The sequence below is a fragment of the Hyphomicrobium facile genome (assembly GCF_900116175.1).
Taxonomy (GTDB): domain Bacteria; phylum Pseudomonadota; class Alphaproteobacteria; order Rhizobiales; family Hyphomicrobiaceae; genus Hyphomicrobium_B; species Hyphomicrobium_B facile.
Map to the genome: position 1 here is coordinate 1,029,370 of NZ_FPCH01000001.1, position 17,932 is coordinate 1,047,301.

18 protein-coding genes are annotated in these 17,932 nt (G+C 59.2%); 10 read left to right on the top strand and 8 right to left on the bottom strand.

The annotated features are described in order from the left end of the window. Positions 1 to 60: 60 nt before the first annotated feature. On the bottom strand, positions 61 to 363 hold the full coding sequence (locus tag BM399_RS04970) for a hypothetical protein (RefSeq protein WP_092864979.1): 303 nt from the start codon (positions 361 to 363) through the stop codon (positions 61 to 63). A gap of 1,109 nt (positions 364 to 1,472) precedes the next feature. Further along, positions 1,473 to 1,757 carry a hypothetical protein gene (locus tag BM399_RS21335; protein ID WP_244531077.1) on the bottom strand — a complete coding sequence of 95 codons (285 nt, stop codon included), beginning with the start codon at positions 1,755 to 1,757 and terminating at the stop codon, positions 1,473 to 1,475. Between BM399_RS21335 and BM399_RS04980 the strand changes: the two genes are divergently transcribed. After that, positions 1,758 to 3,092, top strand: coding sequence for an amidohydrolase family protein (locus BM399_RS04980; protein WP_244531078.1), 1,335 nt, complete (start codon positions 1,758 to 1,760; stop codon positions 3,090 to 3,092). 85 nt (positions 3,093 to 3,177) lie between these two features. Here BM399_RS04980 and hemN read toward each other — a convergent pair whose 3' ends face one another. Together hemN and BM399_RS04990 are read right to left on the bottom strand one after the other, a co-directional pair. Beyond that, positions 3,178 to 4,512, bottom strand: a complete 1,335-nt coding sequence (gene hemN, locus BM399_RS04985) for an oxygen-independent coproporphyrinogen III oxidase (protein ID WP_092864988.1) — start codon at positions 4,510 to 4,512, stop codon at positions 3,178 to 3,180. 4 nt (positions 4,513 to 4,516) lie between these two features. Continuing rightward, positions 4,517 to 5,149, bottom strand: a complete 633-nt coding sequence (locus BM399_RS04990) for a hemerythrin domain-containing protein (RefSeq protein WP_092864991.1) — start codon at positions 5,147 to 5,149, stop codon at positions 4,517 to 4,519. 140 nt (positions 5,150 to 5,289) lie between these two features. Between BM399_RS04990 and ccoN the strand changes: the two genes are divergently transcribed. From ccoN to BM399_RS05035, 9 genes are read left to right on the top strand one after another with little or no spacing between them, the layout of a single operon-like run. Next, positions 5,290 to 6,954, top strand: a complete 1,665-nt coding sequence (gene ccoN / locus BM399_RS04995; protein ID WP_092864994.1) for a cytochrome-c oxidase, cbb3-type subunit I — start codon at positions 5,290 to 5,292, stop codon at positions 6,952 to 6,954. A 14-nt stretch (positions 6,955 to 6,968) separates the two neighbouring features. Beyond that, the gene (gene ccoO, locus BM399_RS05000; protein WP_092864997.1) at positions 6,969 to 7,706 is read left to right on the top strand and encodes a cytochrome-c oxidase, cbb3-type subunit II; all 738 of its coding nucleotides are present in this window, start codon (positions 6,969 to 6,971) and stop codon (positions 7,704 to 7,706) included. Continuing rightward, positions 7,681 to 7,896 carry a cbb3-type cytochrome c oxidase subunit 3 gene (locus tag BM399_RS05005; protein WP_280140527.1) on the top strand — a complete coding sequence of 72 codons (216 nt, stop codon included), beginning with the start codon at positions 7,681 to 7,683 and terminating at the stop codon, positions 7,894 to 7,896. Before ccoO ends, BM399_RS05005 begins: the two co-directional genes overlap by 26 nt. Then, on the top strand, positions 7,893 to 8,816 hold the full coding sequence (gene ccoP / locus BM399_RS05010; RefSeq protein ID WP_092865004.1) for a cytochrome-c oxidase, cbb3-type subunit III: 924 nt from the start codon (positions 7,893 to 7,895) through the stop codon (positions 8,814 to 8,816). The genes BM399_RS05005 and ccoP overlap by 4 nt, the downstream gene beginning before the upstream one ends. Continuing rightward, the gene (gene ccoG, locus BM399_RS05015; RefSeq protein WP_092865007.1) at positions 8,813 to 10,291 is read left to right on the top strand and encodes a cytochrome c oxidase accessory protein CcoG; all 1,479 of its coding nucleotides are present in this window, start codon (positions 8,813 to 8,815) and stop codon (positions 10,289 to 10,291) included. Before ccoP ends, ccoG begins: the two co-directional genes overlap by 4 nt. Next, positions 10,288 to 10,776 carry a FixH family protein gene (locus BM399_RS05020; protein ID WP_092865010.1) on the top strand — a complete coding sequence of 163 codons (489 nt, stop codon included), beginning with the start codon at positions 10,288 to 10,290 and terminating at the stop codon, positions 10,774 to 10,776. Before ccoG ends, BM399_RS05020 begins: the two co-directional genes overlap by 4 nt. Further along, entirely contained in the window at positions 10,761 to 12,956 is a 2,196-nt protein-coding gene (locus BM399_RS05025; RefSeq protein WP_092865013.1) for a heavy metal translocating P-type ATPase, read from the top strand. The genes BM399_RS05020 and BM399_RS05025 overlap by 16 nt, the downstream gene beginning before the upstream one ends. Beyond that, positions 12,953 to 13,138, top strand: coding sequence for a cbb3-type cytochrome oxidase assembly protein CcoS (ccoS, locus tag BM399_RS05030; protein ID WP_092865016.1), 186 nt, complete (start codon positions 12,953 to 12,955; stop codon positions 13,136 to 13,138). The genes BM399_RS05025 and ccoS overlap by 4 nt, the downstream gene beginning before the upstream one ends. After that, on the top strand, positions 13,131 to 13,823 hold the full coding sequence (locus BM399_RS05035) for a sulfite exporter TauE/SafE family protein (protein ID WP_092865019.1): 693 nt from the start codon (positions 13,131 to 13,133) through the stop codon (positions 13,821 to 13,823). Before ccoS ends, BM399_RS05035 begins: the two co-directional genes overlap by 8 nt. A gap of 57 nt (positions 13,824 to 13,880) precedes the next feature. On the opposite strand, the gene BM399_RS05040 is transcribed toward BM399_RS05035, so the two are convergent. The 4 genes from BM399_RS05040 to BM399_RS05055 form a co-directional block, all read right to left on the bottom strand. Next, a complete protein-coding gene (locus BM399_RS05040; RefSeq protein WP_092865022.1) occupies positions 13,881 to 14,888 on the bottom strand; it encodes a zinc-dependent alcohol dehydrogenase family protein in 1,008 nt (335 codons plus the stop codon). A gap of 283 nt (positions 14,889 to 15,171) precedes the next feature. Beyond that, positions 15,172 to 15,441, bottom strand: a complete 270-nt coding sequence (locus BM399_RS05045; protein ID WP_092865025.1) for a hypothetical protein — start codon at positions 15,439 to 15,441, stop codon at positions 15,172 to 15,174. Positions 15,442 to 15,519: 78 nt separating this feature from the next. Then, positions 15,520 to 16,980 carry a phenylacetate--CoA ligase family protein gene (locus tag BM399_RS05050; protein ID WP_092865028.1) on the bottom strand — a complete coding sequence of 487 codons (1,461 nt, stop codon included), beginning with the start codon at positions 16,978 to 16,980 and terminating at the stop codon, positions 15,520 to 15,522. Between the two features lie 191 nt (positions 16,981 to 17,171). Continuing rightward, a complete protein-coding gene (locus BM399_RS05055; protein ID WP_092865031.1) occupies positions 17,172 to 17,837 on the bottom strand; it encodes a DedA family protein in 666 nt (221 codons plus the stop codon). Between the last annotated feature and the right edge of the window lie 95 nt (positions 17,838 to 17,932).

Below are 17,932 nucleotides of genomic sequence, written 5' to 3' on the forward strand. Positions count from 1 at the left end.
CGGGCGTCCATCGGGTTGATTGCGGTGGGCACTGCCAGCGCTGCGCGTAGATGAGCGGTATCACTGCCGACCGGCGGCTCGGCGGCGGGGCGATTGAGGAAGCAGCAGCTCTCGCAGCGTGATGCGCTTGAACGCATCCACGATCGCGTCCCCTTCAGTGCGGTTGAGCGAAATAGCCAACCGCATTGTCGCCTCGCCCAATTGCCAGATCAGAAATGCGGACGACGCAATCTGCTTTGGATCGGCGTCGGGATGAACACGTAGCATGGCTGATGCAAGCAGAGCGCCGCACGCCCTGCTCTCTGCCAGCTCGAGTGCCATTAGCTGTTTGTCCGCCTGCGTGCCCGACCAGATATCGCGCATCACCGAAAAGAAAATTCTAGGCTCACTCTGGTGGCGAAATTGCCAATATTGAAATCTCAGCGTCATTCAGAATGCCTTGTGAGATCGCGTGAAATGCAAGCTGTGGAAATGCTGAGTGAGCCGCTCATTGCAGGAGCGCGACGGCCAACGATATTCAGGTGCTGGTCGAAGGGCACGTTCGTTCCCTCGTGAAACCGTCGTCGCGGACTCCTGCAGCCGCGGGTTTTGAACAAGGTCATGGGACTCGGAGAAGCACGCTGCCCTTATTACTCGAGGAAACCGCGATGCGACTTTCCGTTTGTCGCTAACGATTTTGCCGACGTCGGCTTGGTCTGATTACTGGCGAGAATTTTCATCGCTTCTCGTCCTGCTCCGTGGCGAGCTCCGGCGACAAGAGACACTAGATGGCGAATTAGATGTGGGACGAAACGTGGGATGAATTTTAATCCCATTGGAATTTCTTAAACAGTGAAGGATGTTACTTGAAGGTTTGGCGGACTCCGTCTCCGCCAGAAATCCCGTCCAGACTAGTCCAACGCTGTTCACGGGCATCCAAGAAAACCAGCCGGCCGATGGGAAACGGTCTCTATCCGTCCGGCGCCTCGCGCTGGGGCTTCGCGTCATGTCGAGTACGCGGGCCGTCGGCGCGAGGCCTAGGATCGGCTGGGGGTTTCGAAGCCTAGGCCCCGTTCGTCGGCGCGTGCCCCTCAAGCTTGCGAGCGATCCGCCAGACGGCGCTGTCACCTTCAATGCAAAACCGGCTCTTGGTGATGAGGTCGCTTCGATCACGGACCAGAGCTTCGAGTTGGTCGCGGTTTGGGATCGACCGTCGCGGCATTTATTGAACATTGCGGGTGATCTGTTGTTCGCTGTCACCCAAATGCGTGCGTCGCACGCCGAGTAGCGCCTTCTGTCTCTGCTCTATCGTGGCGAAGCGGTAATTAAATCCGCACAGCCGGTGGAGTGACAGGAAAATGACAAATAACAAAGGAAACGCAGACGGCACATTCGAAAATTCGATCGAAAAGCGTTCTGAGACAAGCGAACCAAAAACGGGACTATCCCGCCGCGATCTACTCGCGGGTGCAGCGCTAGGTTCCATTGCGGCATCAACGATGACGATAGGACTTACCGACGATGCCGACGCTGCCTTTAAACATTTCGATTTCAAAAGTTTGGGCAAAGATCGTCGGTGCAAAAAAGGCAAAGGTACTTCGACCGACATTGGCTTGATAAACGGCAAGTTTCTCGACGGACAAAACAAGTCCTTCAGCTCGATGGCGATCAAGGATGGCCGCATCGCAGCGATAGGCTCGACAAAAGGACTGGATTCGGGCGCTCGTATCATCAATCTCAACGGGCGGACTGTGATCCCGGGCCTTATCAATATGCACGTGCATCATTCTCGGACCGGTACGACTCCGGACTACGAGGTGCGCGACATTGAAACGGCGTTCTCTATCAAGGAAATTCAGCAACTGCTCGTGCGTCGGGCAAAGGGTGTGCCGGCGGGGCGGTTCGTCGGCTGTCACCTTGGCTGGCACTACATTCAACTTAATGAAAAAAGGCCGCCGACGTTGGCCGAGCTGGATGCGGCATGTCCCAAACACGCGGTATATCTTTCAGGGCGTGCCGGGTTCGTTGAAGTCATGTTTGCCGTTACGAATACGCTTGGCAAAAGAGTCTTCGAGGCGGCGGGCATATCCGTCGATGCATCCGGACGCATCAACGCCACGCCGGAAGCGGCGCTCGCCGTGCTTCAGGCCGTTCAAACGCCAGAAGATAAGCTTCGTCAAACGTGGGACAACAACGCCTGGTCTCTCAGCAACGGCGTAACCAACGTCCTCGATCCGGGCGTAGCCGCCGTTACGGCACAGGATTACCCTGCGCTCGAACTCTGGCGGCAGGGCATGCTGCACGTTCGCCATCGGCTGAACTATGCGTCGAACAATCCGGATCAAGTCAACACACGCGTCCAGAATGTATTCCGATTGATGGGCGATGATATGTTCCGTGCCGGCGGGTTCGGTGAGTCGATCGGCACCCGTCCGGTGACATCGAGCACGCTGTTCGAACCAACCGCGGAAGCCATCGCGAAAGCGGGCTGGAAACTACAGAACCACACCGACTTCTTCGCCGACGTCGATTTCCAGCTGGCGGCGTTCCAACGCATAAACCAGAAGTATCCGCTTAAAGATCTTCGCTGGCAGTTGATCCACTGCTTCCAGACGACGCCTGCGCAATTGAAGGCTTTGAAGGATCTCGGTGTCGGCGTCGATCTCGAGAACGAACGCTATCTCGACCGGTTGGAGAGAGGGGGCGGACCGGCCTATCGGCAGATCGTCGATTCCGGAATAACGGTCGGCGGCGGAACCGACGGCAGTAACTACGCCCCGAACAATCCTTGGCTCAACATCTACTACGCGACGACAGGGATAAACGTCCGCGGGATTCCCGAAAATGCCAGCCAGAAAATCACGCGACTGGAAGCGCTGAAAATATGGACCGGCGGCAGCGCATATCAGAACTTCGACGATGATAAGGGATCATTCGAAGAGGGCAAGGTTGCCGATATGGCAGTCTTGAGCGCCGATCTACTGAAGGTCTCCGACGCCCAACTTCGGTGGATGAAGTCAGCGATGACAATCGTCGGAGGTAAAATCGTGCACGAAGGCGATTGGCCGGACTATGCACAAATCGGAGATGATTTCTTCTACACTGGGACATAAGTCTTCAACGAATTGAGGCGAGCATCTGCGCGGGCCATATCCGGCTCGCGTTGATGCTCGTCGACGACGCTCGCATGAGCGGCGACTAGACTGCCGGCGAGCCCCGGGTATCAGAGTCGAGATAGGTATCGAAGCACGCCGCAATGCTTCTCACAAATGGCTGGCCGCGGGGTGTCACAACGAAACCGCCCTCGACCTTCTCCAGAAGACCTGGGGTGTCCGCCTCGACCATCTCTCGGCCTTCCAGAATGACGCGCGATGCTAACGCTCCGAAGCGCTCGCGGATGTCGGTTTCGGAAAAGCTGAAGTCGCACATCAATTTCGCGATGACGTAGCGTCGAACGCAATCTTCGTCCGTCAGCTTGACGCCTCTGGTCGTGGCGAGCCCTGTCGCTGCAATACGCTTTTCGTATTCGGCCGGAGACGACACGTTCTGAAAATATGCGCTGCCGACGCAAGAGATGGCCGACGCTCCGATACCGACGAGGTTTTCTGATGTATCTGTCGTATATCCTTGAAAGTTGCGGCGGACGGGTCCGAGCGCCAAGGGGTCGTCCTTCAGGGCGTAATGGTCGAGTCCGATCTGGACGTATCCTGCGGCGTTGAGTATGCGCGCGGCTCTTTGGGACTGGGCAAAGCGTTCGACGCTGTCGGGGAGCGTCTTGGAATCAATAATCGATTGGTGTGCGAAGCGCGCGGGCAGGTGCGCGTATCCAAATAGCGCGACCCGATTGGGGCGCAGCGAAAGAACCTGCTCGACGGTCGCCTCTATTCCAGATCGGGTCTGCAGCGGCAGTCCATAAACGAGATCGACGTTGATCTTGTCGATACCGGCATCCCGCAAACTATCAACGCACGCCGACGTCACTTCGAACGACTGCTGCCGATTGATGGCGGCCTGAACGGCTGGGTCGAAGTCTTGGACCCCAATCGATACACGATTGACGTCTGCGCGCTTCAGAGCCTGCGCAAGAGACGCGCTCGCTTCACGCGGGTCGATCTCGACGGCGAATTCGGCGGTGGCGTCGATCTCGAACGAGTCACGAATGCGCGCTGCCAACGCCAGGATCTGCTCGCCGGTCAGGATGTTGGGCGAGCCGCCACCCCAATGCATATATGAGATCTTGTGCTTGGAGAGCCCAAGCCGTGCCAGGGCCAGCAATTCGGCTTCGAGAGCTTTCAAATAGCGGATCACCGGCTCCTTGGTGCGTGCAACTTTCATATTGCAGCCGCAGTACCAGCAAAGCTTCTTGCAGTACGGCACATGCACGTAGAGCGAAAACGGCGTGTCGTCCGCCAATTCGGTCAGAGCTGCTGCGAAGTCCTGAGCGCCGACGGTGTCTCGAAACTGAGCGGCGGTCGGATAGCTCGTATATCGTGGAACGGGAGTGCTCATGCGGCGCACGAAATCTGGTGACATCCCGTTATTTCTCCTGCCCGAGCGAGGCGGGGCATTTGACGCAGATTGACGATGATGATTTCCCGGCTCTGAGTGTCAGCAGCGGTATTCTGATGCAACGGGGATGGTCGCTCGTCATGATCCATTCCTGAAGGCGTGCGAGGTCTTCGACGGTCAGGGCTTTGCGTGCGGCTGGCAAAACGACGCTTTCTTCCCATGCGATATGGCGGCGCTGGTTTTCGAAATAGCCGCGAAGAATGTAGCCAAGCGTCTCTGGGTTCTGTGGCGCGCCGCTTTGCAACGCGTCCGTTAGCGCCTCGACGAGTTCGTCTGCGATGTCTTCGTCACACTCGTGTTGCTGGCTAAGAGACGCCAGTGCCTGAACGACGGTGTCGTTCGACGACAAACGCCCTCTGAGAATCGGGAAAAGCGCGTCTTCCTCGAATTTCGTGTGCGCCTTTACGCTTCCCTTCAGAATAGAGATCGCGATCACGGCCAACGCGGGTTCGAGTTTGGCCGGCAGGTTGTCGGCGATGCTTTCCAGAAGAGCGCACAACTCCAACTGCAGGGCGTGCTCTTCTTCAATGATCTCCAGGGGATGGGGCGTCCGGCAGACACCAGCATCATCCAGTCGCTTTGCGGGGCTGGCATCCGTCATGAGTGAACCCTCGAAAAACTGAGGCCGCGTTTTAGCGATGCGGTTTTACCGCCGCCCGTTATGTCGAACATGACCTAGATCAAGGCTGCCAGCGGCCCGTTATTCGACTGTGCGCTGCGAATTCGGATCGGGAGGCAGCTTTGCAGGACGTATTGGACGAGCGCTCTGGGCTCAGCGATACGCTGGCGCTGATAAGCGCGGTCATCATCGGCGCGATCGGTCTTGTGTTCGCGTTTGCTGGAGAGGAGGAGATCCTCCGGCTTCAGGGGCTTATCGTATTGGCGGCGGCGGTGGCAGCCGGCTTCTACGTTGCCACGCATCCGACGAACCTCAGACAAGAGAAGCGTTCCGGCTATTTCGACGGTCCCATTCGCGTTGCGACGGTGGCGTGCGTTTTCTGGGGGATTGTCGGATTTCTCGTTGGCGACATTCTGGCTTGGCAACTTTCGTTTCCGGCGCTGAACTTTGATTTGCCGTGGACCAACTTCGGGCGCCTGCGACCGGTTCACACGTCGGCCGTGATCTTCGCGTTCGGCGGCAACGCTCTCATCGCGACATCGCTTTATGTCGTTCAACGGACAAGCCAGGCTCGGCTCCCAGGCAAGTGGGCGCCGTGGTTCGTCGTCTGGGGGTATCAGCTTTTCATCGTTATCGCGGCGTCCGGTTACTTGATGGGCGTGACGCAAGGCAAGGAGTACGCGGAGCCCGAATGGTACGCCGACATCCTGCTGACGGTCGTATGGGTCGCCTATCTCCTCGTGTTTCTCGGTACGCTGAAGGATCGCCAAGAGCCGCACATCTACGTCGCGAACTGGTTCTTCCTGGGCTTCATCGTCACCGTCGCGATGCTGCATATCGTCAATAACCTGGCGCTGCCCGTGTCGTTTCTCGGAACGCTGAGCTATCCGCTCTTTCCCGGCGTTCAGGGTGCGATGACGCAATGGTGGTACGGGCACAATGCCGTTGGCTTCTTTCTGACGGCCGGGTTCCTCGGCATCATGTATTATTTCATTCCGAAGCGCGCCGAACGGCCGGTCTATTCCTACCGCCTATCGATCGTGCACTTCTGGTCGCTGATCTTCCTCTACATCTGGGCGGGACCGCATCACCTTCACTACACCGCGCTTCCCGAATGGGCGCAGACGCTCGGCATGACGTTCTCGATCATGCTCTGGATGCCGTCGTGGGGCGGCATGATCAACGGGCTCATGACGCTGTCCGGTGCGTGGGACAAGCTCAGGACTGATCCAGTCATCCGTCTGCTCGTCGTCAGCGTGGCGTTCTACGGAATGTCGACGTTCGAAGGGCCGCTGATGTCCATCAAGGAAGTCAACTCGCTCTCGCACTACACAGACTGGACGATCGGACACGTCCATTCCGGCGCGCTCGGCTGGGTCGGCATGATCTCGTTCGGCGCCGTCTACTGTCTGGTGCCATGGCTGTGGAAGCGGCAAGGCCTCTACTCGATGAAGCTGGTCGAGTGGCACTTCTGGCTCGCGATGATCGGCATCGTTCTCTACATCTCGTCGATGTGGGTTGCGGGCATCACGCAAGGTCTGATGTGGCGTGCCTACGACCGCCTCGGCTTCCTCAAATACTCCTTCATCGAAACCGTCGAGGCGATGCACTGGCCGTATGTCATTCGCGCGGCGGGTGGCGCGCTGTTCCTGCTCGGCGGGTTGATTATGGCCTACAACGTCTGGCGCACGATCCGGGGGGATCAGCCGGTCGATGTCCGTGATCAGGCGGCGGTAGCGGCGGCGCCTGAGCTGCGTCCCGGCGTCATCGCAATGCCAGCCGAATAACAGGAGCGATAATCGTGAACCACGCCATTTTTGAGCGAAACTCGATTATACTTCTGATCGGTGCTCTGATCGTCGTTTCGATCGGCGGCATCGTCGAGATCGCGCCGCTGTTCTACGTTCAGTCGACGATCGAGAAGGTGCAGGGGATGCGGCCCTATTCGCCGCTCGAGCTTGCCGGCCGCGACATCTACGTGCGCGAGGGCTGCTATAACTGTCACAGCCAAATGATCCGCTCGCTGCGCGACGAGGTCGAGCGCTACGGCCACTACTCTCTGGCTGCGGAAAGCATGTATGACCATCCGTTCCAGTGGGGTTCGAAGCGAACGGGGCCCGATCTTGCGCGCGTCGGCGGCAAGTATTCGGACGCCTGGCATGTCGAGCATATGCGTGATCCGCGTTCGGTCGTGCCTGCTTCCATCATGCCGGGGTATGCGTTTCTCGATCACACGCTTCTCGACTACTCGAACATTTCGAAGCGCATGAAGGCGTTGAAGGCGCTTGGCGTTCCTTATAGCGACGAGATGATTGCGAGTGCGGGTAAGGATGTCGTGGCGCAGATATCGCCCGACACCAAAGAAGCAAAGGCGCTCGTCGCGCGCTACCCGAAGGCGCAGGTGCGCAAGTTCGATGGCCAGCCGGCGGGGGAGAACGTCGAGCCCACGGAACTCGATGCCGTCGTCGCCTATCTGCAAATGCTCGGCACGCTCGTCGACTTCACGAAGTTCGATGCGAGTGGTCCAAACCTTCGATAAGGGGAGTTCGGCCTTGGCCTACGAAGACATTCAAATGGTCACGCAAATCGTGTCGCTGGCAATTTTCGCCGGCATCATGATCGCGGCATACATCTACGCCTTCCGCAGAAGCAACAAAGCCAAGTTCGCGGCGGCTTCGGAAATCCCGTTTCGCGCCGATACGCTCCCGGCCGATGAGGATAAACGATGAGCCAGGGCAAAAAAATCGACGAAGTGACGGGTGTCGAGACGACCGGACACGTCTGGGACGGCGACATCTACGAGCTCAATAAACCTCTGCCCAGGTGGTGGCTCTATACCTTCTATATCTCGATCTTGTGGGCCATCGGGTATTGGATAGTGTATCCCGCGTGGCCGACGATCAACGGCTACACGAAGGGTGTACTGAACTACAGCCAGCGCGATCAGGTGAAGCAAGATATCGAGGCGTGGAAGTCAGGCCACGCGAAATATCGCACGCAGATCGCCCAGATGTCGCTCGCCGACATTCGCAAGAACGACGAGCTGTTTCAGTTCTCGATTGCGGGCGGTGGGGCGCTGTTCGGCGAGAATTGCGCGGGTTGCCACGGGCGCGGGGCGCAGGGCGGCATCGGCTATCCTAACCTCAACGATGACGACTGGCTTTGGGGCGGTGATCTCGACAAAATTCATCAGACCATCGCATTCGGCATAAGAAGCGGCAATCCGAACGCACACGACAGTGCGATGCCGCGCTTCGGAACCGACAAGGTTCTCGATGAGGCGCAGATCCGGGACACCGCAAATTTCGTCCGCTCGCTCTCGCATCTCGACGTCGATCAGGAAGCGGCAAAGAGAGGCGCGCAGATTTTTGCTGACAACTGCGCCGCGTGCCACGGCGATCAAGGCAAAGGCAATCAGGATATGGGTGCGCCCAACCTGACGGACGCCATCTGGCTCTACGGCAGCTCGCAGGAGGCCGTGATGCAGAGCATCCGGACCGGGCGCGGCGGCGCGATGCCGGCGTGGTCCGAGCGTCTCGATCCGGTCGCGGTAAAAATGCTGACGCTCTTTGTTTATTCCCTCGGCGGAGGGCAAGCAGAAGCTGCGAGTGCCTCCGCTCCCGCGGCGGGCGCGGACAAACCGAAATGAACACGATGGACCGGCCGAACAAGTTTCTGATCGGTGGAGGAGACGAGGGGCGCCCCACGCCGCCTCCGCGGCAGTCGGACTACGTGCCGCGAACGAAAATCTATCCAAAGCGTGCGCGAGGAACCTTTCGCGGCATCAAGTGGATCGTGATGGCGGTTACGCTTGCCATCTACTACGTGGTGCCATGGTTGCGGTGGAACCGCGGCGAGGGCTTGCCCGATCAGGCCATTCTGTTCGACTTCGCCAATCAGCGGCTGTTGTTCGGCCCCATCGAAATCTGGGCGCAAGAATTCTACTACGTCACTGGGCTCCTTGTTCTCGGAGCGCTGGCCCTCTTTCTCGTCACCTCGGTCGCCGGCCGGATGTGGTGCGGATACGCTTGCCCGCAAACGGTCTGGACGGACCTGATGATTGCCATCGAGCGTTTCTGGCAAGGTGATCGCAATGCGCAGTTGCGCCTCGATTCCCAGCCGTGGTCATTCGAAAAGATCTGGAAGAAATCGATAACTCATCTGTCGTGGCTGGCGATTGCGGTCGCAACGGGCGGTGCGCTGGTCTTCTATTTCGGTGATGCGCCGACACTTGCCATCGAACTGGTGCACGGTACGGCACCGACCGTCGCCTATTTCTTCCTCGGACTGTTCACGCTGACGACTTATCTGCTTGGTGGGCTCGCCCGGGAGCAGGTCTGCATTTACATGTGTCCTTGGCCACGCATTCAGGGCGCGATGGTCGATCGCGATTCGCTTCTCATTTCCTATCGCGAGCTTCGGGGCGAACCGCGCGGCGCCCACAAGACGGGCACGACATGGGAAGGTCGCGGCGACTGCATCGACTGCAAGGCCTGCGTTGCGGTCTGTCCGATGGGCATCGACATTCGCAACGGATCGCAGCTCGAATGTATCCAGTGCGCGCTCTGCGTCGATGCGTGTAACGAGATCATGGATCGCGTCGGCCGGCCGCGCGAACTCATCGCCTATACGACTATCGGCAACCTCTCCAACGCCACGAGCTCGCCGCGCGAGGGCTGGCGGATCATTCGTCCGCGCACGATCCTTTATACGGTTATGATTACGCTTGTGGCGTCTCTTATGGGATGGTCGCTGCTCAATCGTGCCGACTTCGAGTTCAGCGTCATCCAGGATCGCAATCCGTTTTTCGTTGTGTTGAGCGACGGCGGACTACGCAACGGCTACATGATCAAGATCGCGAACAAGTTCGAGGGGGTGCGGCACTTCAAGTTGCGCTTCAAGGGGCCAGCCGATCTTCAGCCGAAGTTTGTGGAGTTCGACGGCACCGACCCGACGATAGAAGTCAACCCATCAGAAGTCAGGGCGGTCAAAGTCTTCCTGTTGCTCCCCGGCGCCCAAAGGAAAGAACTGAGGTCGGATGCCGAGCCCGTGACGATCGAGCTGCAGGATGTGGAGAGCGGCCAGACGGCATCACGCGCTACGATATTCAGGAGTCCGTCATGAGCGTCGCAGTATCGAAAGGTTCGCTTCGCGGGTGGCATGTCTTCGCGATCCTGGCCGGGTTCTTTCTGACCGTGACGGCCGTGGATGCAGTTTTGATCACCAAAGCCGTCTCTACGTTCAGCGGCGACACCGCCGACGCCTATCGCAAAGGCTTGGCCTACAATCAAACGCTCCAGGAAGAAGCGGATCAGAACCGGCTCGGATGGCATGAAAGCCGAACGTTCGATTCCAAGACCGGCCGCCTAGCAATTGCGTTGATGGATGAGAACCGGCAACCCATCGATGGTTTGCTAGTGAAGGCGGAAATCGGGCGCGCGACGACTGACATATTCGATCGCCGTTTTGACTTGGTGCCCTCGGGGAACGGGACTTACGCTGCCGACATTTCAGTACTTTCGGAAGGCACATGGACGCTTTCCGTCACCGCTGTGGAGAAGGACAAGGTCGTTTACAGATCGAGGGAACGGATATGGAAGCAGCCCTAGACGCCGGGCTTGCCGCGCAGGCGCCGGGCGCAGAGGCGCGGCAGACCATCGTGCTTTCAGTCCCGAGCATCGTTTGTGGGAACTGTATCCGTTCGGTTGAAAATACGCTGCGCGCGCTCCGTGGCGTCGAGGCGGCCCGCGCGAACCTGACGACCAAGCGCGTATCCGTCGTGGTCGACCCGTCTCTCAGCTCCACGATCGACCTCGCGGCAGCTCTCGAGCGTGCTGGATTTCCCGCCGCGCCGTTGATCGAGAACGCCGAAACGGAGCAGGCCGCGCGTGTGAGCGAGCTTCTCCCTCGTCTCGGTGTTGCCGGTTTTGCGGCCGGGAACATCATGATGCTTTCCGTGGCGGTCTGGTCCGGAGAGGTCAGCGACATGGACCGCTCCCTCATGGATCTGCTCCATTGGCTATCGGCGCTCATCGCGCTGCCGGCCGTCGCTTACGCAGGTCAACCCTTCTTCAAGTCGGCACTTGCGGCACTGAGGTCACGGCGCCTCAACATGGATGTGCCCATTTCGCTAGGCGTGCTGCTCGCGACGGGCATGAGTCTGTTCCAGACGATGCGCAGTTCGGAGCAGATCTACTTCGATGCCGCGACGACGCTCCTGTTCTTTTTGCTGATCGGCAGAGTGCTCGACGAACGCATGCGGACCAAGGCACGCGGAGCGGCCGAGAACCTGATTGGGCTCAGGGCGACGAACGCGACACTCGTTGCTCCGGATCAAACGACCAAGCTCGTGCTTGCGAGCACGCTCAAGCCAGGCATGATCATCGCCGTGGCCGCGGGCGAGCGCGTTGCAGGTGACGGGCAGGTGATCTCCGGCCAGAGCGATATCGATGAGAGTCTGATCAGCGGCGAAACGCGGCCGCGCGCCGTTTCGATCGGCGATCCCGTTTATGCGGGCACGATCAATTGTGGCGGCACCCTGCGCGTGCGCATTACAGCCGCGGAAGAAAACACGCTTCTCAGCGAAATCGGCCGCTTGATGCTCAACGCCGAGCAAAGCCGCGGCCGCTATGTACGTCTTGCAGATCGCGCCTCGCAAATTTACGCGCCCGCAGTCCATGTTCTCGGGCTTCTCACGTTCATCCTATGGATGGCGCTCGGTGCACCGTGGGATCAATCTCTCACGCACGCAATCGCCGTTCTCATCATTACGTGCCCGTGCGCTTTGGCTCTCGCCGTGCCCGCCGTTCAGGTCGCTGCGATGAGCCGTCTGTTCAGCAAAGGCGTTATTGTCAAAGCTCCTGACGGGCTCGAACGTCTCGCCGAGATCGATTGCGTCGTCTTCGACAAGACGGGAACTTTGACGACCGGCGAGTTGCGGCTCGAGACGAGCCATGGCGTCGATGTGGCTGCTCTGGGCCGGGCAGGATCGATTGCTGGGATGAGCAAGCATCCTTTCGCGCAAGCGCTGGCCAAGGCTGCACGTGCGGAGGGTATTCAAACGCGCGCCGTCGAGGGAGTCGAAGAAGTTCCGGGTTCGGGGCTCGTCACCACGTCCATGGGCTTCGAGGAGAAGGTCGGGTCGGCCGCGTGGGTTGGCGTCGGGGACCGGAACGCGTCGATCTGGTACGCGGCCGAAGGCAAGCCTGCTGTCGGCTTCGACTTCGTGGATGAACTACGGACGGACGCGGCGGCGTGCGTTTCTGAACTCCGGCACGCAGGATATCTCGTCAGACTGTTATCCGGAGACCGACGCGCCGCCGTTGCGCAAACGGCTGCGGCTTGCAGCATCAAGGATTGGACTGCAGAGGTTCGTCCAGACCAGAAGCTGGAGGTAATCGAAGTTCTGAAGGCGCGAGGATACAAGACGCTGATGGTCGGCGACGGTCTCAACGATGCGCCGGCGCTTGCTGCCGGACATGCCTCGCTGTCACCGGCATCCGCCATCGATATCGCGCAGACCACGGCGGACGCCGTTTTTCAAGGCGACGTTCTTCGGCCGGTCATAGAGACACTGTCGGTCGCCAAGGCCGCACGCCGCTTAGCGCTGCAGAACTTTGCGATCGCAATTCTCTACAATTCGATTTTCGTGCCGCTCGCGATGGCAGGCTACGTGACGCCTTTGATAGCGGCGCTCGCCATGTCGGGATCATCGATCATGGTCACGGCTAACGCGCTTCGTCTTCGCTCGAAGGCATTGCGCCTTCCCAACGCCGGAGCATCGGCATGACGTCGCTTGCTTGGCTCATTCCTGCTGCGCTGACGCTCGGGATGATGGGGCTCGCCGCCTTCCTCTGGGCACTTCGCAGCGGCCAATTCGACGATCTCGAAGGTGCCAAGTGGCGCGCGATCAGCGATGACAACGATCGCATGGCGGCGGAATCGGATCGGAGCCGAGCCGACGATGTTTAGCGAGAGCTTCTTCAGCGGTATGACCGTCGGGCTCGCCAGCGCGTTCCATTGCGGCGCGATGTGCGGTGGCATTGCCTGCGGAGCTAACCTGCTGCTCGGCGCGAAAACCTCCGGAGATAGAAATCTCAATCTCCTATTGATGCAGGCCGGGCGCATCTTGACTTACACGGCAATCGGCGTTGCGGCCGGAACTTTTGGCGGTGATATCCTGTCTCGCACGCCGATGCAGAGCCCGATCGTTCTGCAATGGGCGGCGGGGGCGTCGCTGTTATGGATGGGGCTGGTGCTCGCCGGACTGATGCCGAGGCTGTCCTTCATCGATCATGGCATGGAGGTTCTCGCTTCAAGTGTAAACTCCCTGCTGCGTCCCACGGGGCAGAGCCGATACTTAGCCCCCGTCATGCTCGGCGTCGTTTGGGGGCTCAATGCCTGTCCGATGGTTTACGGCGCGGCGTTGCTGGCAACGCTGACGCGCACGGGCGCACAAGGCGCGACTTTCATGCTCGGCTTCGGCGCCGGCACTGTGCCGGCCGTGATCGCATCAGCTTACGGGATCTCGTGGCTCAACAGGCGCGCCGGGGGAACGAGGCTCAATCTTTTGGCTGGTGGCGCCCTCATGGCGGGGGGTGTCGCCATCGTCTACTTTCCGCAGCATTTCGCCAGTGTGCTGTGTGTTGTCAAATAATTTGGTCGCGGGGTCGAGCGGCTTGGAGAAGCTATCCAGCGGTCCAGCTGAGAGGCGTTAGAAGTCCAGGCAGATCTTACCGAAGTGACTTGCCCCTTCTTGCAGCCGGAACGCATCGGCGATTTCCGCGAGGCTGAAGCTGCGGTCGATCACTGGGCGAATTCCTGTCGCGTCAAGTGCGCGGATGAATTCAATCTGCTCCCGCCGGCTGCCGACGATAAGGCCCTTCAGGCGCGCCTGCCGAGCCATCAGTAGAAAAGTCGGGACTTCGCCGGCGAGGCCGGTGAGCACGCCGATCAACGAGATGTGTCCGCCGATTGCGACGGATGCGATGGATTGCGGTAGCGTGCCCGGTCCACCGACTTCAACAACGTGATCGACGCCGCGTCCGCCCGTGAGCTCGCGAACGCGCTCGCTCCACTGCGGCACGGATTTGTAGTTGATGAGGTGATTGGCGCCGAGCGTGCGTGCGCGTTCGAGCTTCTCATCGGATGACGACGTGACGATCACCTCGGCGCCCATCGCCTTGGCGAGCTGGAGCGCGAAAATCGATACGCCACCGGTGCCTTGAACGAGAACGGTGTCGCCGGCTTTCAGATGGCCATCGACCACGAGCGCGCGCCATGCGGTGAGGCCGGCGGTTGTGAGGGTTGCCGCGTCGGCATGGCTGTAGCCTTTCGGCGCGTGGGTGAACCAATTCGCCGGGCGCACCACGACTTCGCAAGCGTAGCCATCGATGCCGTCACCCGGGGTCGAGGCGAAGTTGTCGACGTCCGGCGGACCATCCTGCCAAAGTGGGAAAAAGCAGGATACGACGTGGTCGCCGACCTTGAATTCCGTGACGCCTTCGCCGACGTCCTCGACGACGCCCGCGCCGTCGGACATCGGAATTCGTCCATCAGCCGTCGGCATTTTTCCGGTGACGACGAGGTAGTCGTGAAAGTTGAGTGAATTGGCATGAATGCGAACGCGGATTTCGCCGCGCCCCGTTTTGCCCGGATCCGCGAGATCGACGAGGGCAAGGTTGTCCAGTCCGCCGGGTGCGGTGAGTTTGATCGCTTTCATGTCACGTGTTCCGTCTTCTCATGAGGCATCCCCCCGCGATACCGCAGGCGCGCCGTTCTCTTAACGTATCGTGTCACGATGTCGAGCGCGCCGAGCTTCCCGTTTCGGAATCAGGACGCTTCGTTCGGCTGCACGGCAGAATGGAATGGATTAAAAATCGATTTGTTTGCTGGAAAGCTTGGCGCAAGCCGGCGAACCCTTCGGCAAGGAAGTGGTGAGCTGGGCATTTCACAAGGAAGGCAAAAATTGATAAGGACCGCGTGATTTGAGCGGTCCCACGAGATCAAGCGCCGATGCCAAGAGCGATCTGCCCCGATCGCGTCTCCACACTATAAATCCCCAAGAACGTCTCGCCTTTGTGAACGCCTGTCGTTAGCCAGCCGTTGATCTCGAACGTAAAACCTTCCGCCTGGTCCTCGATGCGCGCGATCGCTGCGTCCGTCGCGTCACCCTCGAGAGTGAAGTGAACGTACTCCCTATCAGGGTACGCCAGCGCGCACCGCAAAGCAGGCTTATCGGGACCGTCGACGATCTTCAGCATTTTTCTGGTCATGACTGATACTCCGCAAAGAAAGCCGCATTCCTTCAACTGGATTTATCAGTTGGGGTTCCTCAGAAGGGTGGCGCTGCGTCAGCGAACTTCGGCCGCAGGACGTCCTTCAAGCGCAGGCGATGCCGGTGGCGGACCGAATAAATTCTTTGCGCGACGGACCTTTCCGGATTCCTCGGGGAGAATACGATCCACCAGTTCGATGTCGAAGTGAATGACATTCGCGAACCCCTCAGTCGTCACCGACTGTTGGATGTACTCGCGGAGCTTCTCGGCGGACAGCGTCTGGCCGGGGAGCGGCGCCGCGCGAAGAACGAACCGGTTAACACCGGTCTGAAGAAATTGATGCTCGGCCAGCCTCGTCTCGTTGTGGAGGGCGAGGAGAAAAACATAATACGGAAGATCGCGGATCTCGCCGTCGACGTTAACCCAGAATTGATCCTTCGATCGTCCTTGGACGGCCTTCACGAGCGGCAGGAGACTTCCGCAGTCGCACGGCGTCGCGCTGATCGTGACGATGTCGTCGACCTCGTAGCGGATGATGGGCTGAGCCATATTGTACAGGTTCGTGAGGAGCACCTTGCTTCCCGGTGTGCCGTTCGGAACGGGCTTGCCGTTCGCGTAGACGACTTCGAGGAACGCGAGTTCGTCGTTCAGGTGGCTGCCGTGTGTCGTTTGGCATCCGCAGGTGAGGGCCATGCATTCGGCCATGCTGTAGACGTTCGTGATGTGCACTCCGAACGCTTTTTCCACGCGTTCAGCGATCGGCTCGGGGAGCGGCTCGCTGATGTTCATCATTTGCTCGAGATCGCGGGGACGCTTCAGGCGGCCCGCTTGGAGTTCGCGCGTGATCGTCTCGAGCGAGCTCGTGTAGCCGGTGATGAAGTTCGGCTGAAATTCATTCAGCTTCTCGACGAGCACGTCGGGCGGATCGAACACGGAGAGGCGCTGCAACTTGAGGAAGCGGCGGGCGCGCTCGGGGAAGTAATTGAAGAATGTACTGCTTGGATAAAACCCCGGCTTTTGCGTGATGATGGAGAAGCGCGCCGGATTGAACAAGCGCTGCAAGTGGGGCAGGAACCGCCGGCTCAATTTCTTGCCGCGTGCGAACTGGGCCGCAAAGGTCGTCAAAATTGCGGGCTTGTCTTGAACGATGATCGCCGGTTGCCCTTGGCTTCCCGAGGTATGGCAGACGGCGAATTTGTCTTTGTAGTAGGCCCCGATATTGGCGGGGTCCAACATGAAACGTTCAAGGTCGGCGCGGCGAAGATCGCGGTCGGTGAAGATGTCGTCGAGGTTCGCCATCATCTCGACCTTCGTAAGGGTTGGAAGATCAGTAATGGCGCAGGTTTTCAGATCTATGCCCTGGAACTTCTTTCGATAGTACGGGGAATTGTCATAGGCATATCGCAACAAATGGCGGAAGCGCTCCTCCTTGGCCTTCGCGCGGGCGGCGAGGTCGCCCGGACGCGGGGGCAGGAGAGAGCGGATAGCAAGCGCCAGCTTCAGTTGATCGTAAGCGGCGGCGAGAAATCCTCTCATTTGAGATATGCCTTCGAGATGGTTCCAGAGATCATTGATACGCGGCTAACACGGGCGAAAAGCAGGCAACATCGTTCTCCAGGCGATAACGGCCGGTAAATCGAAATGTCGGCTCCGTCCTGATTTTTCAAGGATATCACTCCGATCCTTTTGGGCTGGGGTCGTTGATTTTGAGATCGTCTTGAGGCGGCTCAGCGGACGGTCGGTGGCCCTCCCGTGTGAAGGCCAGGGAGAGGGCCCGGTAGAGAAGCTTCGGCCTCGGCCTGAAGTTCCGCTTCGTGACGCTTTAGGTAAAAGAAGATTGCAATCACTATTCCAATTGCGATTGCAATCGCGATGACCCCGAGCGGTCCTTGTACCTCGTGAAAGCTGCGGCTAAAGGTGTATGCAGACATACCGACGATGCTCGCCCAAATGAGGCCTCCGAGTGCGTTGGCCACAAGAAATCTCGGCCACGCAAGCCGGTTGATGCCGGCCAGCAAGGCCGCGAGGAACCGAAGAACGGCAAAGAAACGTCCGAAGAAGACGACCTTGCCGCCGTGCTTTTGGAAAAGGAATTGACCGAGCTTTATGCGGCCTTCGGTCAATCCGACATAGGAGCCGAATTTCAAAACCAGCGGATATCCGAATTCACGGCCGATGATATAGCCGATGTTGTCGCCGACGATCGCGCCGATGGTCGCTGCCGCGATGACCATGGCAATATTGCCGTCGTGAGTTGCGGCATAGATAGATGCGATGATCAGCACCGCCTCGCCCGGCAGCGGAATCCCCAAGCTTTCGAGCCCGACGATGATGCCAACGGTCCAGATGCCGTACGTTTCAAAAAGATGATGCAGCTCTGCTGGCGATATCAATAGCCGTTCCTTTTTGGCGGGCTGACAAAAGGCTGTCGAGAGGTGGTCCGCTAATGGAGGATCATTGTGCCGATAATCAAGACTTTGGGAACGCG